Annotated in this window: 21 protein-coding genes; 9 read left to right on the top strand and 12 right to left on the bottom strand. The window is 73.4% G+C overall.

Translation table 11 applies throughout. From position 1 onward, the window contains the following. Nucleotides 1-272: 272 nt before the first annotated feature. The 4 genes from ACPPVO_RS07590 to ACPPVO_RS07575 form a co-directional block, all read right to left on the bottom strand. Nucleotides 273-935: a chitosanase gene (locus ACPPVO_RS07590; protein WP_426510539.1), complete on the bottom strand. Its 663-nt coding sequence runs from the start codon at nt 933-935 to the stop codon at nt 273-275. 315 nt (nt 936-1,250) lie between these two features. Beyond that, a complete protein-coding gene (locus ACPPVO_RS07585) occupies nt 1,251-4,109 on the bottom strand; it encodes a glycosyltransferase (protein ID WP_426510538.1) in 2,859 nt (952 codons plus the stop codon). After that, nucleotides 4,106-4,684, bottom strand: a complete 579-nt coding sequence (locus tag ACPPVO_RS07580; protein WP_426510537.1) for a hypothetical protein — start codon at nt 4,682-4,684, stop codon at nt 4,106-4,108. Before ACPPVO_RS07580 ends, ACPPVO_RS07585 begins: the two co-directional genes overlap by 4 nt. Nucleotides 4,685-5,521: 837 nt before the next feature. Next, a complete protein-coding gene (locus ACPPVO_RS07575) occupies nt 5,522-6,685 on the bottom strand; it encodes a cysteine desulfurase family protein (RefSeq protein WP_426510536.1) in 1,164 nt (387 codons plus the stop codon). Nucleotides 6,686-7,367: 682 nt separating this feature from the next. Between ACPPVO_RS07575 and ACPPVO_RS07570 the strand changes: the two genes are divergently transcribed. Both ACPPVO_RS07570 and ACPPVO_RS07565 read left to right on the top strand, forming a co-directional pair. Further along, entirely contained in the window at nt 7,368-7,955 is a 588-nt protein-coding gene (locus ACPPVO_RS07570) for an RNA polymerase sigma factor (RefSeq protein WP_426510535.1), read from the top strand. Then, complete coding sequence (locus tag ACPPVO_RS07565; RefSeq protein WP_426510533.1) at nt 7,909-8,973, top strand: anti-sigma factor domain-containing protein; 1,065 nt, start codon at nt 7,909-7,911, stop codon at nt 8,971-8,973. Before ACPPVO_RS07570 ends, ACPPVO_RS07565 begins: the two co-directional genes overlap by 47 nt. A gap of 125 nt (nt 8,974-9,098) precedes the next feature. Here ACPPVO_RS07565 and ACPPVO_RS07560 read toward each other — a convergent pair whose 3' ends face one another. After that, entirely contained in the window at nt 9,099-10,052 is a 954-nt protein-coding gene (locus ACPPVO_RS07560) for an electron transfer flavoprotein subunit alpha/FixB family protein (protein ID WP_426510532.1), read from the bottom strand. Nucleotides 10,053-10,065: 13 nt separating this feature from the next. Further along, the gene (locus ACPPVO_RS07555) at nt 10,066-10,845 is read right to left on the bottom strand and encodes an electron transfer flavoprotein subunit beta/FixA family protein (protein WP_426510531.1); all 780 of its coding nucleotides are present in this window, start codon (nt 10,843-10,845) and stop codon (nt 10,066-10,068) included. A 394-nt stretch (nt 10,846-11,239) separates the two neighbouring features. Between ACPPVO_RS07555 and ACPPVO_RS07550 the strand changes: the two genes are divergently transcribed. The 3 genes from ACPPVO_RS07550 to ACPPVO_RS07540 are packed head-to-tail and all read left to right on the top strand — an operon-like array spanning nt 11,240 to nt 12,282. Beyond that, nucleotides 11,240-11,611: a YidH family protein gene (locus tag ACPPVO_RS07550; protein WP_426510530.1), complete on the top strand. Its 372-nt coding sequence runs from the start codon at nt 11,240-11,242 to the stop codon at nt 11,609-11,611. Next, complete coding sequence (locus tag ACPPVO_RS07545) at nt 11,608-11,895, top strand: DUF202 domain-containing protein (RefSeq protein WP_426510529.1); 288 nt, start codon at nt 11,608-11,610, stop codon at nt 11,893-11,895. The genes ACPPVO_RS07550 and ACPPVO_RS07545 overlap by 4 nt, the downstream gene beginning before the upstream one ends. 27 nt (nt 11,896-11,922) lie before the next feature. Next, nucleotides 11,923-12,282 (top strand): PLD nuclease N-terminal domain-containing protein, encoded by a 360-nt coding sequence (locus ACPPVO_RS07540; RefSeq protein ID WP_360369256.1) that lies wholly within the window; start codon nt 11,923-11,925, stop codon nt 12,280-12,282. Nucleotides 12,283-12,304: 22 nt separating this feature from the next. Here the strand turns inward: ACPPVO_RS07540 and ACPPVO_RS07535 are convergent, their stop codons facing one another. Together ACPPVO_RS07535 and ACPPVO_RS07530 are read right to left on the bottom strand one after the other, a co-directional pair. Next, nucleotides 12,305-13,189, bottom strand: coding sequence for a diacylglycerol/lipid kinase family protein (locus ACPPVO_RS07535; protein WP_426510528.1), 885 nt, complete (start codon nt 13,187-13,189; stop codon nt 12,305-12,307). Further along, nucleotides 13,186-13,968, bottom strand: a complete 783-nt coding sequence (locus tag ACPPVO_RS07530; RefSeq protein WP_426510527.1) for a DUF1206 domain-containing protein — start codon at nt 13,966-13,968, stop codon at nt 13,186-13,188. Before ACPPVO_RS07530 ends, ACPPVO_RS07535 begins: the two co-directional genes overlap by 4 nt. A 36-nt stretch (nt 13,969-14,004) precedes the next feature. On the opposite strand from ACPPVO_RS07530, the gene ACPPVO_RS07525 reads away from it, so the two are divergent. From ACPPVO_RS07525 to ACPPVO_RS07515, 3 genes are read left to right on the top strand one after another with little or no spacing between them, the layout of a single operon-like run. After that, on the top strand, nt 14,005-15,474 hold the full coding sequence (locus ACPPVO_RS07525) for a phosphatase PAP2 family protein (RefSeq protein WP_426510526.1): 1,470 nt from the start codon (nt 14,005-14,007) through the stop codon (nt 15,472-15,474). Next, a complete protein-coding gene (locus ACPPVO_RS07520) occupies nt 15,471-16,988 on the top strand; it encodes a phospholipase D family protein (protein ID WP_426510525.1) in 1,518 nt (505 codons plus the stop codon). Before ACPPVO_RS07525 ends, ACPPVO_RS07520 begins: the two co-directional genes overlap by 4 nt. A gap of 51 nt (nt 16,989-17,039) precedes the next feature. Beyond that, nucleotides 17,040-17,720 (top strand): phosphonatase-like hydrolase, encoded by a 681-nt coding sequence (locus tag ACPPVO_RS07515; protein WP_426510524.1) that lies wholly within the window; start codon nt 17,040-17,042, stop codon nt 17,718-17,720. 4 nt (nt 17,721-17,724) lie between these two features. Here the strand turns inward: ACPPVO_RS07515 and ACPPVO_RS07510 are convergent, their stop codons facing one another. Genes ACPPVO_RS07510 through ACPPVO_RS07495 form a run of 4 tightly spaced genes read right to left on the bottom strand, consistent with a single transcriptional unit; the run spans nt 17,725 to nt 23,528 of the window. Then, on the bottom strand, nt 17,725-19,347 hold the full coding sequence (locus ACPPVO_RS07510; RefSeq protein WP_426510523.1) for an acetolactate synthase: 1,623 nt from the start codon (nt 19,345-19,347) through the stop codon (nt 17,725-17,727). Nucleotides 19,348-19,372: 25 nt separating this feature from the next. Next, nucleotides 19,373-21,193: an Hsp70 family protein gene (locus ACPPVO_RS07505; RefSeq protein WP_426510522.1), complete on the bottom strand. Its 1,821-nt coding sequence runs from the start codon at nt 21,191-21,193 to the stop codon at nt 19,373-19,375. A gap of 21 nt (nt 21,194-21,214) precedes the next feature. After that, nucleotides 21,215-23,047, bottom strand: a complete 1,833-nt coding sequence (locus tag ACPPVO_RS07500; RefSeq protein ID WP_426510521.1) for an Hsp70 family protein — start codon at nt 23,045-23,047, stop codon at nt 21,215-21,217. A gap of 10 nt (nt 23,048-23,057) precedes the next feature. Then, nucleotides 23,058-23,528, bottom strand: coding sequence for a DUF6232 family protein (locus ACPPVO_RS07495; RefSeq protein WP_426510520.1), 471 nt, complete (start codon nt 23,526-23,528; stop codon nt 23,058-23,060). 63 nt (nt 23,529-23,591) lie between these two features. Between ACPPVO_RS07495 and ACPPVO_RS07490 the strand changes: the two genes are divergently transcribed. Continuing rightward, on the top strand, nt 23,592-24,365 hold the full coding sequence (locus ACPPVO_RS07490; RefSeq protein ID WP_426510519.1) for an enoyl-CoA hydratase/isomerase family protein: 774 nt from the start codon (nt 23,592-23,594) through the stop codon (nt 24,363-24,365). The last annotated feature ends 7 nt before the right edge of the window (nt 24,366-24,372 follow it).

Genomic DNA, 24,372 nt, shown 5'->3' with positions numbered 1-24,372 from the left:
GGCCGAGGTGACCGTGTACGGCGGGCCGCCCCATACCTCCCGAGCGGCGACGCCGCACAGCCCCGCGCGGTCGCGCCGCACAGCCCCGCGCGGTCCGCACAGCCCCGCGCGGTCGCGCGCACGAGCCCGCATCCGAGCACGGCGGTGTCCCAAAGGCGCCACATGGCGACGCGGCCCACATGAACCACGCCCGCATACACGCGCCCCACACGCACCACGCCCGCGCGCGGACGCGTCATGATGACGCTTCCGGGCGCGGGCGTGGCCGCGGGTCAGACCGCGATCTCGTACAGGTCCCCGTACACCCGCCACCGCAGCGGTGGGTCCAGGTCGAAGTTGCGCGCCGCGAGGAACACACGCTGGGCGTCGTTGACCCGGCTCTCGTCCTCGTGCGCCTCCTCGTTCTCCATCAGCGCCACCCGCGCGTCGAGGAACGCGCCCAGGTAGGCCGCCTCGTCGCCTCCGCGCGCGGGCGGGGCGGCCGCCGCGGCCGCGGCGCGGCGCAGCTTGGCCAGGCCGTTCGCGCCGTGCATCACGATCGCGTCGTAGTAGATGAACTGGCCGAGGACCCGCAGGCCGTCCTGCTTGGCCTGGCTGAGCGCTGGGTTGAAGTACATCCGGTCGCGCTCCGCGTCCTGGGCGGCCCGGAACGCGGGATCGGCCGCCGCGGCCTTCCAGGCGGCGGTGAAGTTCGGGTCGAGCCCGGTGTGCGCGGCGCTGCCGTTGAGCCGCTTGAGCGCCGGCAGGTACGCGGCGAGCTTGTTCCCCGGCACCGCGTCCGTGTAGCGCTGGATGACGGCGCGCATGTCGCCGGTACCGCTGCAGAATCCCACGATCCCGCCCGTGTACCCGCGCCCGTCGTGAATGTCCTCGATGTAGCTGTACTGCGCCGACCAGTCGAGCGTCGAGTTCTCCGCGCTGGACACGAGCCGCATCGCGATTTCCTTCTTCTGCGGGTCCGACAGGTCCCCGCGGATCTTATGGTTCGGCCCGATGCGTACGGAGCGCCGCCCGTCGGGGCTCGGCGGCACCGTCGCGTCGTTCCCGGGCGTCGGCCCGACCGCCGGTGAGGCCTGTGCGGCCGTCTCCCCCGCCGGCCCGTCATCCCTGCCCTCGGGCGCCCGAACGGCAAGCGATGCCAGCGCGAGCGAAGCCACAATGAACGCCGCGACACCAAGCGCACGGCGCACCGAAAAACGCGGCACTCAGTCCCCCTCCCCGCCGGTTCCCACCGGACGTGACCGCAGCACTCAGTCCTCCTCCCCCTCGACCTCGGCGGCCCGCGACCGCAGCACCGACGAGTACGACGCCGCGTACAACACGGCCGTATGCTCCGAAACCCGATGCCCGGGCGCGTGCGGCACCTGCGCCACCCCGCGGCTCTGCGCGCCCTCGTCCCTCGCCGCCCGCTCCCGCGCGGACGCGCCGGATGGCCCGCCAGGCGGCCCGAGCTCGTCCTTCCGCGCGGACGCGTCACCACCGTTGCGCCGGGGCCCGAGGTCGTCACCCCGCGCGGACGCGCCCGAGGCCGAGCTCCCGCCGCCGAAGCCGTCCCCACGCGAGGACGCGCTCGCACCACGGTTCCCGGCGCCGACCTGGCCGTCGCGCCCGGACGCGCTTGCACCACGCACCGCCGGGCCGGACGCGCTTGCACCACGCACCGCGGCGCCGACCTGACCGTCACGCGCGGACGCGCTTGCACCACGCACCGCGGCGCCGGCCTGGCCATCGCGCACGGAAGCGCCTACACCGCGCACCGCGGCGCCGACCTGACCGTCACGCGCGGACGCGCTTGCACCACGCACCGCGGCGCCGGCCTGGCCATCGCGCGCGGACGCGCCTACACCACGCACCGCGGCGCCAGCCTGACCGTCACGCGCGGACGCGGCGGACTCGAGACCGGGCGCGGACGCGGACGCGGACAGAACCGACGCCGGCGAGGGCGAGGCGGGCTGGGACGGAATCGGGGCGCTCGCGCCGGCCGAGCCCGCCCGGTGGAGTTTGTGCCACCGCAGCCGGGCGCCGGTCAGGGCGGTACCCAGGGACTGGATGAGGACGATGTACATCAGCTGGCGGTACACGAACTGCTGGAGCGGCAGCACCCACAGGGGCCGCAGCTTCTCCTTGTCCAGGCGGAACGCCACGATCGCCGTGAGCAGCTGCATCGCGAACATCGCCACCCACGCGATCGTGGTGATCTTCCAGCTGGCGAAGAACAGGCCGTACACGAGCAGGATGTCGATCAGCGGGGCGAGCAGCGGCAGGGCGATGCCGAAGAAGGCGATGAAGGGCAGCCCCACGCGGCCGAAGCGACCGGACGGGCCGCTGTCCACGATGGACCGCCGGTGCTTCCACATCGCCTGCATCGTTCCGTAGCTCCAGCGGTACCGCTGCAGCCACAACTGCCGCAGGGTGCTCGGGGCCTCGGTCCACGCGCGGGCGCGCTCCTCGTAGACGACCCGCCAGCCCGAACGGCACAGCGCCATGGTGGCGTCGGTGTCCTCGGCGAGCGTGTCGTGGCTGATGCCGCCGATGTCGCGCAGGGCCTGGCGGCGGAAGGCCCCGATGGCGCCGGGGATCGTGGGCATGACCTGCAGGAGGTCGTACAGCCGGCGGTCGAGGTTGAAGCCGATGACGTACTCAATGTGCTGCCACCGCGCGACGATCGACTTGCGGTTGCCGACCTTCACGTTGCCCGCGACCGCGCCCACGGTGGGGTCGGCGAACGGCTGGACCAGGTGGCGTACCGAATCCGGCTCGAACACTGTGTCGCCGTCGACCATGACGATGAGGTCGTGCCGGGCCAGGGCGACGCCGACGTTGAGCGCGTTCGGCTTGCCGCCGTTGGGGATGCGCACGACGCGCACGTTGGGCAACTTCAGCGCCGCGACCAGCTCGGACGTGTTGTCGGTCGAGCCGTCGTCGACGACCACGACCTCGATGCCGCCGGGATGGTCGCCACCCGCGAGGGAGCGCACGGCGGCCTCGATGCCCTCCTTCTCGTTGTACGCGGGCACGATGACCGACACCGGCTCGTCGACCGCCGGGCCCCACTGCCACGTCTTCGCGCGACGCTTCCGCGCGTGGCGGCCGGCGAGCAGGAACAGCGCGACCGTGCGCCCGATCGTGAGGGCGCCAACGATCAGGAAGAGCACGCGCAGCAGTTCCATGATCCAGTCGGCCACGGAGACGGCCGTGACGAGCGCGAGGGCGCGGCGCTGGTCGGAGGGCTTGGCCGGGGACTCCAGCGCGATGCTCTGCCCGGAGAGGGCCTTGGTGAGGCCGCCGGAGATGGTGGTGAAGGTGTACCCGCGCTGCTGCATCAGCGGGATGAACCTGTCGAGCGCCTCGACGGTCTGCTTCCGGTCGCCGCCCGCGTCGTGCATGAGCACGATCGAACCCGCGTCGCCCTCCGGCGTCGCGCCGCGCACGATCGCGTCGACGCCCGGGCGGCTCCAGTCGCGGCTGTCGGTGTCCGTCATGATCGACAGGTACCCGAGGCGCCCGGCGTCCTTGATCAATGGCCAGTTCGCGTCGTCGATCGCGTCGGCGCTGGAGGAGTAGGGCAGGCGCAGCAGCGCGGACTTCTGCCCGGTCGCCTTGATGACCGCGAGCTGGGTCTGGGAGTACTCCAGCTCCCGCTGCCACTGCGAGAGCTTGTCCAGGCGCGGGTGCGTGAAGCTGTGGATGCCGATCTCGTCGCCTCCGCGCGCGAGCTCGGCGACGATGTCGGCGTGCCGGGTCACCTGGGTGCCGACGACGAAGAACGTCGCGTTCACGTTGTGCCGGCGCAGCACGTTCGTGATCTGCGGCGTCCACTCGGGGTCGGGCCCGTCGTCGAACGTGAGCGCGATGGTCTTGGCCGGCAGCGTGTACGAGCGCACCTGGTTGTTGCGCGTGTCGATGATCGGGCCGCCGTCGATGACCTGCTGCGGCACGGTGGACTGGCGGCCGGCGTTCTCGCTGTGGTCGGGGTGGAACTCGGCGTTGACGTACGCCTCGACGAACAGCACGCCCGCAAGCATGCTCAGCAGGACGATGCCGAAGACGAGGCGGGAGAACGAGAAGCGCTTCTTCCCGCCGTTCGCGGCCTTCCGCCTGCGAATCACGCCAGGCCCAGGCTCGCCGTGGCGCTGGGTGTTGCGGCGGTACCGCCCGAGCCTCCGTCGCCGCCACCCGCGCCCGCGGCGACGGACGTCGTGGCGGTGATCCCGGTCGACGTCTCCCCGACCGACACCGTGCCCGGCGTCTGACCCACCCCCGATGTCACGCCCGGTAGCGCGGTGCCCTCGCTCGTCGGCGTGGGCGCCGCGGTGTCCGTCGGGTCCGCGGTCGGCTCCTGGGTCTTCGTGTGCGTGGGCCGCGGCTGCGTGGTCGGCTGAGTGCTCGGCTGCGTCGTGGGCGGCGCGTCGGTGGCCTCCGCGGGCGGCGCCGTGGTCGTGGCCGCACCCGGGCCGGGCGTGGTCGCGGTCGGCACGGGGAGCACGTCGCTCTGCGCCGGCTTGCCCGCCGTGGTGATCTTCTTCGCCGTGGTGACGGCGGGCGGCTTGGCGGCCGGCGTGTTCTTGCTGCCCGGCTGGGCCGCGGGCGGCTGCTGGTCGAGCACCGGCAGGTTGTTCACCAGCTCCGGGAACGGCAGCAGCTGCTCAGGCTTGAGCGGGCCGCCGGCCAGGCTTGTGGCCACCAGCGCTCCGTAGATGAGCGTCGCCGCGCCGAGCGCGCCGAAAACGATTCGGATTCGCTTTCCCCGCCGACCCGAGGCATCGACGAATACCGGGGACGAGTGATCGTCCCTGGCGATGATCTGGGTGGCTTCATCCGAGGAAGGGGTTTCGACTGACACGGCGCAAACATAGGGTGAGCGGCCGACTTAAGCCGCAGGAAAAACGTCAAAGAATGGCCGTAACCAAATCGGCCGCCGCGCTAGCTGGTCATATTTGTAGCGCTCGGTGGTAATTCACCCGATGGGATTCACCCTCATGACCGACCTCGTTCGGCGTTCCTCATCAGTAACTCACCCGGGGTCCGGGCCGTTCGGTGGAGCCTGTTCCGGCTGTTCAGCACCCTCGTGCGACCACCCGTCGGGTGACCCTCCAGGCCCGCCGGACCGGTCGCGCCCGTCACGATCACCGTCGGCCGCGTCCGCGCGGACGCGGCGTCGGGGGCCCGGCCGCCCGGCCCGGGGCGTCGCGGGGCCGGCCGCCCCGAACGGGGCGTCAGGGGCCCGGCCGCGCGGACCCGGCGTCGCGGGGGCCGGCCGTCCGGCCCGGGGGGCGTCGGGGGCCGACCGCCCCGCACGGGGCGTCAGGGGCCCGGCCGCGCCGACCCGGCGTCGCGGGGGCCGGCCGTCCGGCCCGGGGGCGTCGGGGGCCGGCCGCCCCGCACGGGGCGTCAGGGGCCCGTCCGCGCGGACGCAGCCGACGGGGACCCGGCCGCCCGGCCAGGGCATCGGGGGACCGGCCGCCCCGAACGGGGCGTCGCTCAGCCTCGGGGGCGCGGCCGCGCGACCGTGGCGATGTGCTCAGCGGCTCTTCGTGGCCGCTCGATGGGCGCGCTCGACCGCCGCGGGCAGCGCCGCGACCAGGGCGTCCACGTCCGCCATGGTCGACGTGTGCCCCAGGGTGAAGCGCAGCGAGGAGCGCGCCCGCGCGTCGTCGGCGCCCATGGCCAGCAGGACGTGCGAGGGCTGGGCCACGCCGGCCGAGCACGCGGAGCCGGTCGAGCAGGCGATGTCCTGGGCGTCCAGGAGGAGCAGCAGCGCGTCCCCCTCGCAGCCGGGGAAGGAGAAGTGCGCGTTGCCCGGCAGGCGGTCGTTGGGGTCGCCGTTGAGGATGGCTTCGGGTACCGCCGCGCGGACCCGCTCCACCAGGGCGTCGCGCAGGCGGCCGACTCGCTCGGCGGACTCGCGCTGGGTCTTGACCGACAGCTCCAGGGCGACCGCGAAGGCGACGATGGCCGGCACGTCGAGGGTGCCGGAGCGTACGTCGCGCTCCTGGCCGCCACCGTGCGCCAGCGGCGTGCAGTCGACCTCGCGGCCGAGCAGCAGCGCGCCCGCGCCGATGGGGCCGCCCAGCTTGTGGCCGCTGACGGTGAGCGCGGCCGCGCCGCTGGCCGCGAAGTCGACGGGCACCTGGCCCACGGCCTGCACCGCGTCGGTGTGGAATGGCACGCCCGCGCGGGCGGCCAGCTCGGCCAGCTCGGCGACGGGCTGGACGGTGCCGACCTCGTTGTTGGCCCACATCGACGTGACGACCGCGACGTCGCCGCCGGCGAGGGCCTCCTGCAGCGCTTCGGGGTGTACGCGCCCGGACGCGTCCACCGGCAGCCAGGTGACCGCGGCGCCCTCGTGGGCCTCCAGCCAGGCGACCGAGTCGAGCACGGCGTGGTGCTCGACCGAGCTGGCGATCACCCGGTTGCGGGCCGGGTAGGCGCTGCGGCGGGCCCAGAAGACGCCCTTGACCGCGAGGTTGTCACTCTCGGTGCCGCCGCCGGTGAAGATCACCTCCGAGGGCCGGGCCACGAGCGCGGCGGCGATCCGCTCGCGCGACTCCTCGACCCGGCGGCGGGCGTGGCGGCCGGGGGCGTGCAGCGACGAGGCGTTGCCGACTTCGCGCGCGGTGGCGACGTAGGCGTCGAGCGCCTCCGGGAGCATCGGCGTGGTGGCGGCGTGGTCGAGGTACGGCATCGGGGCCAAGCCTAACGGCCGGGCACCCCTTACCTCCCGGCCGGTGGGCGGCGATCGCCACGCTCCCGCGCGCCCGCCGCGCGCGGGAGCACCGCCCGTGACGAACGCACCCCACGTCGCGCGGGCGCGGGCGGTCCATCGATTCGGAACAATCCTGGTGGCGGCCCGTGGACCCCGTCGGGACTGGCCGTGGGCTGGTCACGCAGCGTAAGGCGGTACGCGACCATTCTCGCAATCTGAAGAGATTTTCGCGCCGGGTGCATCCACGGCGCCACCGCGCGACGAATGCTTGATCAGGAACCTCCCCCCTGTGACTGCGATAGCGTCAGGACGTGCCCGTGCGATGGTGGCGACCGTGGCATCCGGGTGGGCCCCGGTGAGTGCCGGGCGCCCGCGCGGCGACGACGGGTTCGCCGAGCCGTCTCGCCCCGGGGACGGCGGAGCCTTCCGGAAGCGCGATGAAGCCGCGGCCCGCGACGGAGGCACCGAATCGGCCCGGCCCGGGGACGGCGCAGCCTTCCGGAAGCGCGATGAAGCCGCGGCCGGCGACGGAGGCACCGAATCGGCCCGGCCCGGAGACGGCGCAGTGTTCCGGGAACACGGCGAAGCGGCGGCGCCCGACGGGGGCACCGAATCGGGCCGGCCCGGGCGCGGCAGAGGGTTCGGGGACCGCGACGGGGCAGTGGGCGGCGACGACGGGTTCGTCGAGCGGTTCCGGGCCGGGGACGAGCGGGCATTGCGGGCGGCGTACGAGCGGTTCGGGCCGGCCGTCTTCCACCTCGCGGTGCGCGGCGTCGGCAGTGTCACCGACGCCGAGGACGTCACGCAGGCGGTGTTCGTGGCGGCCTGGCTCGGGCGCGAGGGGTTCGACCCCGAGCGGGGCTCGATGCTCGGCTGGCTGCTCGGCATCGCCCGGCGGAAGGTCGTCGACCAGATCCGCGCGTCCGCGCGGGACGGGCGCATCGCCGAGGAGGTCCGGCGGCTGGCCGGGGGCGCGCGCGACGGGGCCGGGGACGCGCCGCCCGAGCGCATCGTGGACCGGCTCGTGCTCGCCGACGAGATGGCCCGGCTCCCGGGCGAGCAGCGGCGCGTGCTCGAGTTGGCGTTCTACGACGACCTGACCCATCCTCAGATCGCCGCGCTCACCGGACTGCCCCTCGGCACTGTGAAGAGCCACCTGCGGCGCGGAATGGCCCGCCTACGCAGCCGATGGGAGGTGGACGGTGCCGCATTTGGAGCCCGAGCGGCTGGTACTCCTGGCGCTCGGTGAGGAGACTCTCGACCAGCACGAGACCGGCCACCTTGACGCCTGTGAGCAGTGCCGCGCGGACATGGACTCGCTGCGCAACGTCGCCGGGCTGGGGCGGCAGACCTCCCGGCTGCGTGCGCTGCCGCCGCCGCCCGAGCACGTGTGGCAGCGCATCCGCGCGGAGCTGGCCGCGTCCGGGCGTGCGGTGCCCCCGCCCGCCGTGAGCCTGCACACCGATCCACCGCCGGCCCGGCCCGTACCCGACCCGGCCGTGGGCAATGGGTTCGTCCCGGCGGGCGCGGACGCGGACGCGAACAACGAGCACGGTCCGAGGGAAGCGCACGACGCAAGCGGAGAGGCAAGCGGACAGCACGGCGCGAAGGAAGAGCCCAGCCCGAGAGAAGAAGACGGCGCGAGCGAACCAGACGGCGCGAGCGAAAAGCACGGCGAGAGCGAAAAGCACGGCGAGAGCGAAGAGCGCGGACCGGGCGAAGAGCACGGACCGGGCGAAGAGCACGGACCGGGCGAAGAGCACGGCCCGCTGGCGGCCCACAGAACCAGCGCCCGGCCAACGAAGGCGCGGAGGCGCTGGCGCAACACCATCGCCGTCGCCGCGACCGCCGCCGTCGTCGGTGCGCTCGTCGCGGCCGGCGGCACCGCCCTGTGGCTGCGTCGCGGCGATGACGTCGCCGGGTGCCGGGCCCAGGACGCGCGCGTCCCGCTCCAGGCGCTCCCCGGCGCACCTCAAGGCGCCGGCGGCTACGCCTGCCTGCGTCTGGTCGACGGCGAGCGCCGCCTCGTCGTGCACGCCGAGGGCATGCCGGTCCCGCGCGACGCCGACTACGAGGCGTGGCTGCTCGACCGGGACGACCCGACCGTGCGCATGGAGGCGCTCGGCGTGCTGGGCAAGGAGCCGTCGCTGACGGTGCCGGCGTCGCTGGACCTGTCGCGGTACAACATCATCGACATCTCGGTCGAACCCCACGACGGCAACGCGGCCCACTCGGGGCAGAGCATGCTGCGGGGAACACTGCGATAGAGACGAAGCAGCGCCCGCCGCCGAGACGGCGACGAGCGCTGCAAAAAAAGCCGCAGAAAAGCTGCAGAAAAGCTGCTTAAAAGCCGCAAAAAGGCCGTAAAAAGGCTGCCAAAGTACAACCAAAGCTACTTACGCTTGCGAATCTCCTCCGCCGCCTGCGGCACGACCTTGAACAGGTCGCCGACCACGCCGAAGTCGGCCAGCTCGAAGATCGGCGCCTCGGCGTCCTTGTTGACCGCGACGATCGTCTTCGACGTCTGCATGCCCGCGCGGTGCTGGATCGCGCCCGAGATGCCCAGGGCCACGTACAACTGCGGCGAGACCGTCTTGCCGGTCTGGCCCACCTGGAACTGGTGCGGGTAGAAGCCGGAGTCGACCGCCGCGCGCGACGCGCCCACCGCGCCGCCGAGCAGGTCGGCGAGCTCCTCGACCAGCTTGAAGTTGTCGGCGCTGGCCACGCCGCGGCCGCCGGAGACGACGATCGAGGCCTCGGCGAGCTCGGGGCGGGCGCCCTTGGCCTCGACCTTGCGCTCCACGACCTTCGCGAGCTTGTCGCGGTCCTCGACGACGACCTCCACGGCCTCGACCGACGGGGTCGCGGGCGCGGGGGCGGGGGTGAGGGAGTTGGGGCGCACCGTGACGATCGGCAGGCCCTTGGTGACCTTGGACTTGACGATTGTCGAGCCGGCGAAGACGACCTGCGTGGCGGTACCGTCGGCCTCCAGCGCGACCACGTCGGTCAGCACGCCGTTGTCGAGCTTGACCGCGACGCGGGCCGCGATCTCCTTGCCCTCCTGCGAGGAGGCGAGCAGGACCGCCGCCGGCGAGACGCGCTGGATCAGCGCGGCGAGGACCGTGGCCTTCGGCGCGACGAGGTACTCGTCGAGGTCCGCGCCCGCGGCGGTGTAGATCTTCGTGGCGCCGTACTCGCCCAGCTTGTCCGTCAGGGAAGAGGCGTCCCCGAACACGACCGCCGCGACGTCGCCGCCCAGCGTGCGGGCCAGGGTCAGCATCTCCAGCGTGACCTTCTTGATGCCGCCCTGCGAGGAGGCCTCTACAACGACCAGAACTTCAGCCATGGTGATGTCTCCCTTACACGAACTTCTCGGAGGCGAGGTACTCGACGAGCTTCACGCCACCGTCGTCGCCCGCGTCGACCTTGTTGCCGGCCTGCCGCGGCGGGCGCTTGCTGTGCTCGACGACCGCGCTCGTGGCGCCGTCGAAGCCGACCTCGCCGGCCTCGATGCCCAGGTCGGCCAGCGACAGGGTCTGCAGCGGCTTCTTCTTGGCGGCCATGATGCCCTTGAAGGAGGGGTACCGCGGGTCGTTGATCGTGTCCCAGACGCTGATGATCGCGGGGGTCGCGGCGGTGACGACCTCGTAGCCCTCGTCGGTCTGCCGCTCGACGGTCAGCTGGGAGCCCTCGACGGTGACCTTGCGCGCGCCCGTCAGCGCGGCGATGCCCAGGCGCTCGGCGATCATGTGCGGCAGGACCTGCACGCGGCCGTCGGTCGACTCGGCACCGCAGATCACCAGGTCGGCGCGCTGCTGGCCGATGGCCGCGGCGAGCACCTTCGAGGTGGTGACGGCGCAGGAGCCGTGCAGCGCGTCGTCGACGACGTGGACGGCCGAGTCCGGGCCCATGGACAGCGCCTTGCGGATGGACTCCGAGGCGCGCTCCGGGCCGACGGTCAGGACGACGACCTCGCCGCCGTGCGCCTCCTGGAGGCGCAGCGCCTCCTCGATGGCGTACTCGTCCATCTCGTTGATCACATTGTTGGCCGACGCGCGGTCGACAGTGTTGTCGTCACTGCGCAGGTTGCGATCCGCACCGGAGTCCGGCACCTGCTTGACGAGTACGACGATCTTCATCGTGGTCCGAGGTCCTCCTGCTTGACAGTCACCGCGCCGTCGCTGGCGACTTGGGCCCCACGTTACGGCTCACGCGGAGCGGTAACAGGCTGGCCTCCCGAATGTTACTTGTCAGTAGGTTGGCGGTGGCGGTGAAAAGCATCACGAACCGGGCGCACTCTGGGTGAGGGGGTGGGTGAAATGTCGAGGAATACCGGCATCTTCGAGGTGCAGCGTCCGCTGTCGGCGTCGGTCGCCCAGCACGCTGCGGAATTGGTCACACACCACCGCCGCGAGGCCCCGGACGACCATCTCTGCACGTGCGGCCGCCTGCGGGAGCCTGCGTGGCGGACGCGGTCCGCGAGCTCTGGCACCTCAACGGGGCCGGCTGAGCGCAGGTCGTACCTTGTGGGGCATGTCCATATGGTCGACGGTCCGTCTCTGGTTCGACCCGGACGAGGTCCGCTCGGTCGGCAGCGCGCCCGACTACCGCTTCTCGCTGGCCAACGAGCGCACCTTCCTGGCGTGGCTGCGCACCGCCCTGGCCCTGATCGGCGGCGGGCTCGCGGTCGCCCAGTTCCTGCCCGAGCACCGGCTGCGCATCGTCATCGCGGTGGGCCTGCTCGCGCTCGGGGCCATGGTCGCGCTGCGGGCGGTGGATCACTGGGCCCGCAGCGAGAAGGCGATGCGCAAGGGTGAGGCGCTGCCGCCCTCGCACTTCCCCGCGATCCTGGCCCTCGTGATCACCGCGGGCGCGGTCACGCTGCTGGTCGCCACGCTGCTATGACGGTCCCGGGCCTGCAGGTCGAGCGCACCCAGCTCTCGTGGCGGCGGACGCTGGTCTCGCTGACGGCGGTCGCGCTGCTGCTGGCCCGGCTGGCCGCGGTACACCTGACGCCCGGGCGCGCCGCATGGGCGATCGCCGCCGTCGGCCTCGTCTGGGCGGCGGCGGCCGGGCTCGTGCGGCGCCGGATGAGGTCGGTGGTCACCCCGATCGGGCGGGAACTGCCCGCGCTCATCACGCTCATCCTGCTGTACTGCGCGATGGGCACCCTGTTGCTGATGTCATGACCCCCTTCGCTGAGTCATGATGGCGCCATGGGACGTGCACTGCCCTTCCTGATCGTGCTGGTCGTGACGCTGTACGCGCTGATCGACTGCCTCTCCGCGGAGCGCGGGGACATACGCGGGCTGCCCCGGCCCGTGTGGGTTCTCGTGATCCTGCTCGTGCCGGTCATCGGCCCCATAGCCTGGTTCTTCGCCGGGCGCCCGGTGTCGCTCGAGCAACGCGCGGGCGTGGTCGCCGGCGGCCGCTCCCGCAAACGGGCGACCGCCCCCGACGACGACCCCGACTTCCTGCGCGGCATCGACACGACGCAGTCCCGCAAGGACGCGGAGTTGTTGCGCCGGTGGGAAGAAGACCTGAAACGCCACGAAGACGACAATCCGGGCGCCTAACCGCAGGCGGCGGCGCGCACGCTCACGGCACGCAGACGACCAGCGCGCCGGGCCGGACGCGCGCGGCCAGCCGGCGCGCCGGCGCGACCACGTCCCCGTCGAGCTCGCGTGGCTCGTCCCGCGCCGCGTGCACCTCGACCGACCGGGCCCGGAACGTCTCCAGGCCGTGCGTCGCCGCGCCGCGGCGCAGCAGGACCCCGCCCGCCAGCCGGACCCAGTCCCCCACGTGGCTCGGGGTGAGCACCGCGACGTCCAGGTAGCCGTCGTCCGGCTCGGCGTCGGGCAGCAGCGGCAGTCCGCCCTGCAGCCGCCCCACGTTGGCCACCAGCACGCTGCTGACCCGCCGGCGCAGCCAGCGCCCGCCGTCGAGACGGATGCGCACGGACGCGCGGCGCCGGGTGAGATTGCGCAGCCCGGTCGCGACGTACGCCGCCCAGCCGAAGCGCGCCTTCGCCGAGTCGGGCGTGTCGCCGACCATCGCCGCGTCGAAGCCCATCCCGGCCATCACCGTGAACACGCCGGCGCCCTCGACCTCGCCCACGTCGATGCGCCGCCGCCGGCCGGTGATGGCGACGGCGACCGCCTCGGCCACGTCGTGCGGGACGCCCAGGTTGGTGGCGAGCAGGTTCCCGGTGCCGGAGGGCACGAGCGCGATCGCCACATCGGTGCCGGCGAGCTCGCCGGCGACCGCCATGACGGTACCGTCCCCGCCGCAGACGAGCACCACCTCGACCCCGGCCGCCGCGGCCTCGCGGGCCATGCCGCAGCCCGGGTCCTCGGGCGTCGTCTCCAGCCACAGCGGCTCGGGCCAGCCGGCGTCGGCCAGCGCCCCGCACAGCTCGCGCCGCCGTTCGCCGAGGTCGAGGACCTTCGACGGGTTGATGACCACCGCGGAACGAACGCTCACGATCCGACCTTGCGGTACTTGGCCTGGAAGAAGCAGTAGACGCCGAATGCGGCCACCCCGAGGGCCACCGCCAGCAGCAGGAACTTGCCGTACGGCTGCCCGGCCAGCGTGTGCAGCGCCGCATCCAGCCCGCGCGACTTGCCCGGGTCGTTGGTGACGGCCGCGTCGATCAGCAGGTACCCCACGATGCCGAACGCCACACCTTTCGCCGCGTAGCCGATCTGCCCCGCGCGGACGGCCGCCTGGTGCCCGTGGGGCCCGGCGTAGCTGAGCTTCTTGGCGAACTTCTTCTTCAGGCCGTACCAGAGCATCCCGAGGCCGAATCCGAGCACGCCGAGGCCGACCAGCCCGATCAGCCACGCCCCGGCGGGCTTGGCCATGATCCCGGCGGTGGCCTCCTGCTGCTGGTTGGCGCTGGAGGAGGGCGCGCCGAGCACGACCTTGCCCGCGGTCCACGCGAGGACGGCGTAGACGACCACCCGTGCGCCGGAGGAGAGGCGCTCGAAGACGCGTTCCTTGCCGTGCGAGTCGCGGTGGCCCCAGACCGCCAGGATGGCCTGCCACACCGCGAGCGCCACCAGGCAGACGATCACGAACCACAGCAGCAGCTCGCCGAAGGGCTGATGGGCGAGCTTCTGGAAGGCGCCGGACTGGTCGCCCTCCTCGCCGCCCTGACCGAACGCGATCTGCGCGGCGACCCAGGCGAGGGCAAGGTGCAGCAGGCCGTAGCCGATGAACCCGACCCTCGTCAGGTACTTCAGGAGATCGTTGTTCGTCATGTTCTGCCAATCCCCAGTTTGGGCATGGTGGCAAACGTGAGACGTGACAAGGCGGCACTCTTTCGGATGATCGGGTTCGGCGCGGGCGCGCTGCTGTTCAGCGTGCTCGTGATCGCGGTGCGGGTGCGGTGGCTGCCGCTGGAGTCCGTCGACCGCGGCGTCGCGAACTGGCTCAACGGCCTGGTCGCGCCCAGCGGGTTCCTGGTGAGCCTGATGGGCGGGATCAGCCGGCTGGGCAGTTTCGGCGTGCTCTCCTGGCTGGTGGTGATTGCTTCGACGGTACTGCTGGTGCGCCGCCGGTTCCGCCTTACCGGCTTCCTGCTGGCCGCCGCGCTCGGGGGCCTCGTCCTCGACCCGGTGCTCAAGCTCGCCGTCGGCCGCCTGCGGCCCGTGGTCGAGCAGCCCGTCGCGCACGGGGGCGGCAACAGCTTCCCGAGCGGCCACTCGCTGAACTCCTTCATCTGCTACGCCGCCCTGCTGCTGGTGTTCCTGCCCGCGCTCCCGCCCCGGTGGCGCCGCCCGGTGCTCATCGCCGTCGGCGCGGTCGTGGCCCTGATCGGCTTCAGCCGCCTCGCGCTCGGCGTGCACTTCCTCTCCGACGTGATCGGCGGCTGGTCCCTCGGCGTGGCCTGGGTCGGGCTCTGCGCGGCCGCGTTCGAGCTCTGGCGGTACGAACACGGCCAGAGCGTCACCGCCCCGCTCTCCGAGGGCCTGGAGCCCGAGGCCGCCGACGACCTGCGCCCGACCGAGCCGCCGGCCGACCCGAACCCGCCCGGACGACACCCGCACGAGCCGGAGCGGGACGGGCACGGGCGCGGCTGGGTGCTCGCCGGGCTCGGCGTGGCGTGGGTGCTGACGTTCGGGGCGCTGATCCTGCTCGGCCTCCCGCTCGCCCACTACCGCCACGGCAACGGCAACGTGCTCGGTGACAGCACGATCCCGCACTGGTTCGGCGCCCACCGCACGGACGCGCTCGGCCGCATCACGATCATCGGCAGCGAGGTCGGCAACACCCACGCCATCCTCGCCATCGGCCTGGTGATCGGCGCCCTCGCGCTCGCCGCGGTGCGCCGCTGGCGGCCCGTGGTGTTCCTGGTGACGGTGATGTTCGGCGAGCTCAGCCTGTTCCTGGGCTCGGCCGCGATCGTCGGGCGGGCCCGCCCCGACGTGGAGAACATGGACGGGCCGATGCCCACCTCGAGCTTCCCGTCCGGCCACGTCGCGGCGACGATCTGCATCTGGGCGACCGCGGCGGTGCTCGTGATGCCGCGCACCCGCGCGTGGTGGCGCTGGCTGCTCCCGGCGGCCGCGGTGCTCATGCCGCTGTGGGTGGCGGTGTCGCGGATGTACCGCGGCATGCACCACCCCACCGACATCCTCGGCAGCTGCGTCCTCGCGGGCCTGTGGATGCTCGCTGCGTGGTGGCTGCTGCGGCCCAACCACGACCTGGTGGAGCAGCCGGCCCCGGCGCCGGAGCGGACCCAGCTCAAGGCGGCGGCGGCATGAACGAGTGGTTCCTGAGCGAGGAGGAGCGCGGCAACCCGCACTCGAAGCTGGCCCCGTGGACCGAGGGCAACTCGGTCCGGCCGCTCATCGACGGCCACGAGTACTACGGGGCGCTGCTGGCGGCCATCCGCGGCACCCGCGCCGACGACCTGATCATGTTCACCGACTGGCGCGGCGACCCCGACCAGCGCCTCGACGGCGAGGGCACCGAGATCTCCCGGGTCCTGTGCGAGGCGGCCGCGCGCGGCGTCGTCGTCAAGGGCCTGGTGTGGCGCTCGCACCTCGACCGGCTGCAGTTCAGCGAGCAGGAGAACCAGCACCTCGGCGAGGAGATCGAGGCCGCCGGCGGCGAGTGCCTGCGCGACATGCGGGTGCGCACGGGCGGCTCGCACCACCAGAAGTTCGTGGTGCTGCGCCACCCGGGCCGGCCCGAGCGGGACGTCGCGTTCGTCGGCGGGATCGACCTCTGCCACGGCCGGGGCGACTCCGGCGAGCACGAGGGCGACCCGCAGGCCATCCCCATGGCGCCCGCCTTCGGCCCCCGGCCGCCCTGGCACGACGCGCAGGTCGAGCTGCGCGGCCCGGCCGTGGGGCAGGTCGAGGCGACGTTCCGGGAGCGCTGGAACGACCCGACGCCGCTGTCGCGCAACCCGTTCCTCCGCCTGCACGACATGGTGTACCGCGAGGACACGCACGCCGACCCCCTGCCCGAGCAGCTGCCGGACCCGCCGCCGGCCGGGGAGCTGCCGGTGCAGCTGCTGCGGACGTACCCGCACCGGCGCTTCGGGGCCTACCCGTTCGCCCCGGACGGCGAGCGCAGCGTGGCCCGCGGCTACCGCAAGGCCGTCGCGCGGGCGCGGCGCCTGATCTATATCGAGGACCAGTACCTGTGGTCGCCCCAGGTCGCCGAGTGCTTCGCCGAGGCGCTGCGCGAGACGCCCGGGCTGCACCTCGTGGCCGTGGTGCCCCGCCATCCGGATGCGCCCGGGAAGATCGCCATGACCCCGCAGCTGTACGGTCGCGAGCGCGCCCTCGCCATGCTCGACGAGGCCGGCGGCGACCGCGTGCACGTGTTCAGCCCCGAGAACGCGCACGGCACGCCGATCTACGTGCACGCCAAGGTGTGCGTGGTCGACGACGCCTGGGCGACCGTCGGGTCCGACAACGTGTCGCTGCGCTCGTGGACCCACGACTCGGAGCTGACCTGCGCGGTCGCCGACCCTACCGGCCGGTACGCTCGGTCACTGCGCCGGCGCCTCGCCCACGAGCACCTCGGAATCGACATCGACGACGATCGTCATGAAACGTTCGTCGCCGCGTTCGAGCGCTCGGCCGCGGAGCTGGAGCGGTGGTACACCGGCGGCAAGGCGGGGCCGCAGCCGCCCGGGCGCGTGCTGCGTTACGACGCACCGCAGCTGACCTGGTGGACCCGCCAGTGGTCCGGGGTCCTCTACCGCTTCGTCCACGACCCCGACGGGCGACCGCGCGCACTGCGGCGGACGGGTGCCTTCTGACGGTTTTGCGCCGTTCACTCTCCGGTCTCCTCGCCGTGCTCCTATCGCGTGATGACCGCGTGGCAACTCGCCTGCATCGACATGGCAGGCACTACGGTGCGTGATGACGGGCTGGTCGAGCAGGCCTTCACAGTGGCGTTCGCCGGGGAGGGCGTGGCGCCGGGCACCCCGCAGCACGAGCGCATGCTCGCCGTTGTTCGCAAGACGATGGGGCAGAGCCGCATCGAGGTGTTCCGGCTCCTGCTCGACCGCGACGAGGAGCGGGCCCAGGCCGCCAACGAGACGTTCGAGGAGGCGTACGGGCTGCTCGTCGACGAGGGCGCCGTGCTGCCGATCCCGGGCGCCATCGAGGCGATCAAGACGCTGCGCGCGAACGGCATCAAGGTGGCGCTCACCACCGGCTTCGCCCGGGCCACGCAGGAGGCGATCATCGACGCGCTCGGCTGGTGGGGCCAGGTCGACCTGGTGCTCTCCCCCGCCGACGCCGGCCGCGGCCGCCCCTTCCCCGACTTCATGCTCGTCTCGGCGCTCAAGCTCGGCGTCGAGGACGTGCGGCGCATGGTCGTCGTCGGCGACACGCCGCTGGACCTCATCGCCGGCCAGCGCGCGGGCGCGGGCCTGCTCGTGGGCGTGCTCACCGGCGCCGGCGACCGGCAGGCGCTGCAGGCCGCCGGCGCGCACGAGGTGATCGGCTCGATCGGCTCCCTGCCCCGCCTGCTCGGGCTCGAGTAGGAGCTCAGGCCAGGTTCGACGAACGCGGGTAGGCGTCCTCGGGGTCCGTCAGGACATTCACGAGATAGGGCACCCCGGCGGAGAACGCGCGTCCGAGCGCCCCGGCGAGATCCCCGGGCTTCTCGACCGTCTCCCCGGCGCCCCCGAGCGCCTTCACCACGTCGTCGTAGCGCAGTCCCGGCTGCAGGTCGGCGGCGAGGTCGTACCCGTAGATCTGGCGCATCGGGTGCTTCTCCAGCCCCCAGATGCCGTTGTTGCCGACCACGATCACGACCGGCAGGTTCTGGCGCACGAGCGACTCGACGTCCATCAGCGAGAAGCCGGCCGCGCCGTCGCCCATGAGCACGCAGATCTGGCGGTCGGGGTACGTCACCCGCGCCCCCATCGCGTAGCCCATGCCGGTGCCGAGGCAGCCGTACGGGCCCGGGTCGAGCCACGTGCCGGGCCGGGCGGGCTCGAGGTACTTGCCGGCGTAGGAGACGAAGTCCCCGCCGTCGCCGATCGTCACCGCGTCCTCGGCCAGCACCTTGCGCAGCTCGCCGTAGACGCGGCTGGGCTTGATCGGGTCGGTGTCGGCCTCCAGCGCCTCCGTCTCGCGCCCGCGCGCCTTGTTCTCCGCGGCGCGCAGTGTCGCGATCCACTCCTCGTGGTCGGCCACGAGGCCGTGGTACGCCGCGAAGGCCGACAGCACCAGGCGCAGGTCCCCGGCCGGGGCGGCGGCCGGCGTGACGTGCCCGGCGCGCTGCGCGGACGCGTCGGTGACGTGCACGACCTGGGCCCCGCCGAAGTCGCCGAAGTTCAGCCGGAAGTCCAGCGGGGTGCCGATGACGGCGACGACGTCCGCCCCGCCGAACGCGGGCTTGCGCGCCCGCGCGAACGCCAGGGGGTGCCCGGGCGGCAGGGAGCCGCGGCCCATGCCGTTGGCGAAGACCGGAATCCGCAGCGCCTCCGCGGCCTCGCGCAGCGCCGCGGTGGCGTCGCCGGCCCAGACGTCCGATCCGGCGACGATGACGGGGCGCTCGGCCGCGGCGAGCAGGCTCACGGCGCGGTGGACCTCGTCGGGATCGGGCTCGGTTGCCGGTACCGCCGAAGCATCCTCCGTCGCGACGCCCTCCGCGGTGGAGAAGACCACCTCCAGCGGCAGGTCGACGAAGACCGGCCCCCGGTGCGGGGTCAGCGCGGTGAGCGCGGCCGCACGCATCCGCGCGTAGACCTCGTCGGTGGAGAAGATCGTCTCCGCGTGCTTGGTGACGGCCCGCACGATCGGCAGGTGGTCCATCTCCTGCAGGCTGCCGGAGCCCCAGCGGAACTGCGGCGCCCGGCCGCCGAGCACGACCACCGGCGCGCCGTTGAACATGGCGCTGGTCAGGCCGGAGACGCCGTTGGTGACGCCGGGCCCGGCGGTGAGCACGGCCAGGCCCGGCCGCCGCTGCAGCTTCGCGACCGCCTCGGCCGCAAAGACCGCGGACTGCTCGTGGCGCACGTCGACGATGCGCACGCCGGCCTTCTTCGCCGCGTCGTACAGCGGGAAGACGTGGCCGCCGGAGAGGGTGAACATCTCGGCGACCCCGAAGCCGCGCAGCGCCGCCAGCGCGAGGTCCCCGCCGTGCCCGTCGATCGTCGTCATGCGCGAATCCTACTCACGTTTGCCGCTACGAGGGGTTGGACCCGAACCAGTCCTGCAACAGCGGGGGCAGGTGGTCGGTGGTCAGGTAGTACGAGATCACCCCGGCCACCAGCGGGACCGCGACGAGCAGCAGGAGCACGACCAGGGTCCGCAGCGCGCGGGCGGCCGGGCCGCGGCGCGGGCGCGAGCCGTCGTACACCTTGGCGTACTCCGGCACGCGCTGCTGCTGTTGCGGCGGCGGCTGCTGAGGCTGAGGCTGCGAGCTGTTGAACGGCCGGCCGTACTCGTCGTAGCGCGTCGAGGGCTCCGGGACGCCGCCGCCCGATCCGTAGACCCGGCCGCTGCTCACCGGCCGGTTCGGGGGCGCCGAGACCGGCGGCGCGGACACGGGTGGTGCGGACACCGGCGGCGCCGACACCGGCGGCCGCGGTGCTGAGACGGGCGGCGCGGACATGGGAGGCGCGGACATGGGCGGCCGCGGGGCCGACACGGGCGGCCTCGGCGCGGAGACCGGCGCGACCGGCGGCGGGACCGAAACCGGGGCGGCGGGGGGCAGATCGGGCCAGACGGGGTTCTCGGCGGGCGGCGCCGACACCGGGCCGCCGAACCGGCTGGGCGGGGGCATCGAGAAGGCGGGCGGCGCCGAGACCGGCGGCGCGGACGCGACCGGCGGCGCCGAGGACGGCTCCGGCCGTTCCCACGGGAAGCCCTCGACCTGCGGCAGTACGCCCGTCGCGGGGCCCGGGGCGGGCTGCGCGGTCGGCTGGGTGGACTTCGAGCCGCCCAGCATGCTGCCCTCGGCCACGACCAGCTCCGGCTGCTCGATGGCGGTCGGCGCGGTGCCCAGCAGGCGGTGCAGCATGGTCGCCACGAGCGGCATCCGGCTCGAGCCGCCGACCAGGAAGACGCCCGCGACCGCGCCCTCGCCGAGCTGGGCCCAGCGCATCACGCCCTGCGTCACCCGCACGGTCTGCTCGATCATCGGCCGCGCGAGGTGTTCGAGCTCCTCCCGCGTCAGGTGTACGTCGAAGTTGAGCAGCGGGATCGTCAGGTCCGACGCCGGCTGGCGGGACAGCCGCTCCTTGGCCACCCGCGCGTCGTCCCACAGCAGGCGGCGGTGGCGGCGGTCCTCGACGGTCTGCGGGCTCATCAGCCGCCCCCACTCCTGCGGCGCGCGCGGCTCGCAGATGGTGCCGATGTGCCCGACGACCGCGTTGTCCACGTCGATGCCGCCGATGTCGTCGCGGCCGTCGACGGCGAGCACCTCGAAGCCGTCGGCGGTGCGCGCGACCACGCTCGCGTCGAACGTGCCCGCGCCGAAGTCGTACACCACCACGACCGAGCCGACCTTCACGTCGTGGCCGAGGACCTGGGTGAAGTAGGCGGCGGCCGCGACCGGCTCGGGCACGAGGCGCACCCGGCCCAGCCCCGCGGCCGCGGCGGCGTCGGCGACCGAGAGACGGCGGGTCGCGCCCCATGACGCCGGTACCGTCACCGTCACATCCGGCACCGCGTCGCCGACCGTGCGCGCCCACTCGTCGCGGACCCGGCCCAGCACCGCCGCGACGAGCTCGTTGACCGGCACCCCGCGGTCACCGAGGAGCACCGTGCCGTCGTCGATGCGCCGCTTCGGGTTGGGCTCGAAGCGGGCCGGCTCGAGCCGCGCGCTGTGCACGGCGTCGCGGCCGACGATGATCGCGCCGCCGGGCTCCGCGTAGACGGCCGAGGGCAGCAGCGGCGATCCGTCGAAGATCAGGGGCCGGGAGCGCCCGTCCGGCCATCGCACGACGGCGACGGTGTTCGAGGTGCCGAAGTCGACCCCGAGCCGGATCCCTGGCGTAGGCATGACCCGAAGTCTAGGCGGAGGTTACGAACCGGCCTTGGTGTCGGTCGGCTTCAGGGCACGCGGCCGCGGCGGGCGGCGCATCCAGCGCCGGGAGCCGGGTAGCAGCATCATCGCCGTGGACAGGCCGAACACCACAGCGGGCACGAGGGTCCAGTAGCCGCCTCCGGGGCGGGTGAGCGCCGCGTTGCTGACGGCCACGATCAGGCAGAGCGCCAGGGGGTACCAGTGATGCCCGGCCGCCGGCCGCCGCGCCCGCATGGCGCCGTTGATGAGCAGCGTGGCCGCGACCGCGCAGATGCCGGCCCACTCCAGGGCGTCGGTGGTGAGCCGGTCGATGCCGGCCTCGTCCCAGCCCTCGGGCGGCTGGTCGAGCAGCTGCGGCAGGCCGGCGGCGAGCAGCAGCAGAGCGGTGAGGAGGTACAGCAGGATGCCGTACGTCGTCATGAACGCCGCGGGCCACCGGATCGACCACGGCCCCTTGCGGAACGGCACAGGGATCGGCGCCACGGGGTAGTACACGACCTGCGGCGGGGGCGGCAGGTACATCGGCCGCTGCGCCACCGGGTACATCGGCGGCCGCATGGGAACGACGGGCATCGGGCTCACGGGCATCGGACTGACCGGCGTGGGACTGGTCGGGGTCGGACTGATCGGGGTGGAGCTGATCGGCATCGGGCTGATCGGGTGGTTCGGCGCGGTCGCGGGCGACACCGGCGGCGCGGACACGGACGGCGCGGCGGCCGGGACGCTCCCGGTGCCCGCCGGCAGCGCCGCGGTCCGCGGCTCGGGCACGACCCGGCCGGTCTTCGTCGTCTGCACGGCCCGGCCGACCAGCACGGCGCCCTCGGCGACCACCATCTCCGGCTGCTCGATGGTGATCGGCGGGCGGCCGAACTCGCGGTGCAGCTCGGTGGCGACCAGCGGCATCTGGCTCGCCCCGCCGACGAGGAACACGCCAGCGACCCGGTCCGGCGTGAGCCGCGACAGGCGCAGGGTCTCGGCGAGCGACGCGACCGAGCGCTCGACCAGCGGCCGGGCGGCGTTGTCGAACTCCTCCCGCGTCACCGGTACGTCCACGTCGAGCACCGGCACCATGACCGTCGCCGACGCCGCCCGGGACAGCCGCTCCTTGGCCTCCCGCGCCTCGTCGCGCAGCCGCCGGGTCGCCCGCGGGTCGGCGCTCACCCGCGCCCAGTCCTCCGCGGGCAGGGCACGGCTCACGAGCCCGACCACGAGCTCGTCGAAGTCGAGGCCGCCCAGGTCGTCGCGGCCGCCGACGGAGCGCACGTCGAAGCCGGCCGCGGTGCGGGCGACCACGCTGCCGTCGAACGTGCCGGCGCCGAGGTCGTACACGACGACGCCCGATCCCACGGGCACCATGTGGCGCAGGACGCTCACGAAGTACGTGGCCGCGGCGACCGGCTCGGGCACCAGCGCGGCCCCGGGCAGCCCGGCCCGGCGCACCGCCTCCTGCAGCGTGGCCCGCCGCGTCGTCGCCCAGCCGGCCGGGTGGGTGACGGTGACCGCGTCGGGCGGGCCGCCGGCGGTGCGCGTGAACTCGGCCAGCACCCGCCGGAACACCGCGGTGACCAGCTCGGGCACGGCGACGGGCCGCTCCCCCAGCAGCACCGACCCGTCGTCGATGCGGCGCTTCGGGTTGGGCTCGAACCGCTCGGGCGCGCGGCGGGCGGCGTGCACCGCGTCGCGGCCCACCACCAGCCCCTGCTCCTCGAGGGTCACGGCCGAGGGCAGCAGCGGCGATCCGTCGAACAGCAGCGGCCGGGCGCGGCCGTCGGGCCAGCGGGCCACGGCCACCGTGTGCGACGTGCCGAAGTCCACACCCAGGGCCACCATGCCGCGCAGTCTAAGCGGCCTGCTCGACCGCCCGCTGCAGCGCTCGGTAGATCTGGCCGAACTTCGGCGCATCGGTCGTCGAGTAGATCATCGAGTCGCCGTTGGTGGTGCGCACCCAGATCTCGTGGACGCCCTTGCCGTGGTCGTGGGCGCGGTCGAGCAGGTCGAGCAGCCCCTCCAGGCAGAACGCGACGACGCCGCCGATGAAGATCACGGCGAGGATGCCGCCCGCGATGTACATCGTGCGCCGCTCCCCGCCGAAGTCGATCCGGCGCGCCGCGAACCCGGCCGCGACGAGCAGGCCGATGACGAGGAGCACGGCCCCGCCGCGGGTGCCGATCATGTACGCCCCGTGCCGCAGCCGTCCCGTGCGCTCGTGCCAGATGTAGGTGAGGGTTTCGAGGGGATACCAGGATTCAGCGACGCGCACACCGCCCGAGCTGATGTGCACCACGTTGTCCCGGTAGTACGTGGTGGCCATGGCACCTCTGACGGTACAGCGGAATACGCTCCGGGCAACGACAACGACGTTGAGGAGACAGACGTGACTTCCTTTGTCCGGCTGGAGGTTTCGGACGGAATCGGCACCGTACGGCTCGATCGTCCGCCGATGAACGCGCTGAACATCGCCGTGCAGGAGCAGCTGCGCGAGGCCGCCCGCGAGGCGACCGCGCGCGACGACGTGCGCGCGGTGGTCCTGTACGGCGGCGAGAAGGTCTTCGCGGCGGGCGCCGACATCAAGGAGATGGCCGGCATGGGCTACCCCGAGATGACCGCCCGCGCGGGCGCGCTGAGCTCCGCCTTCGACGCGGTCGCCCGCATCCCCAAGCCCGTGGTCGCCGCCATCACCGGCTGGGCCCTCGGCGGCGGCTGCGAGCTGGCCCTGACCGCCGACTGGCGCGTGGCCGCCGAGGACGCCAAGCTCGGCCAGCCGGAGATCACTCTGGGCATCATCCCGGGTGCGGGCGGCACCCAGCGCCTCGCCCGCCTCGTCGGCCCCGCCCGCGCGAAGGACCTCATCATGTCGGGCCGCTTCGTCCCCGCCGCCGAGGCGCTGGCCATGGGTCTGGTGGATCGGGTGGTACCCGCGGCCGGCGTCTACGAGGCCGCCCTGGACCTCGTCCGCCCGTACGTGAACGGCCCCGCCCTGGCCCTGCGCGCCGCGAAGCAGGCGGTGGACGGCGGCCTGGAGATGGATCTCGCGTCGGGCCTGGCCTGGGAGAGCCAGCTGTTCGCGGCCCTGTTCGCGACGGACGACAAGGCCGAGGGGATGACCGCGTTCGTGGAGAAGCGCAAGCCCTCCTTCAAGGGCCGCTGACGCCCCT

The sequence above is a fragment of the Dactylosporangium sp. McL0621 genome, assembly GCF_049995355.1.
Classification (GTDB): Bacteria; Actinomycetota; Actinomycetes; order Mycobacteriales; family Micromonosporaceae; genus Dactylosporangium.
Note: the sequence above shows the minus strand (reverse complement) of the source record. Positions and strands in the feature narration are given on the sequence as shown.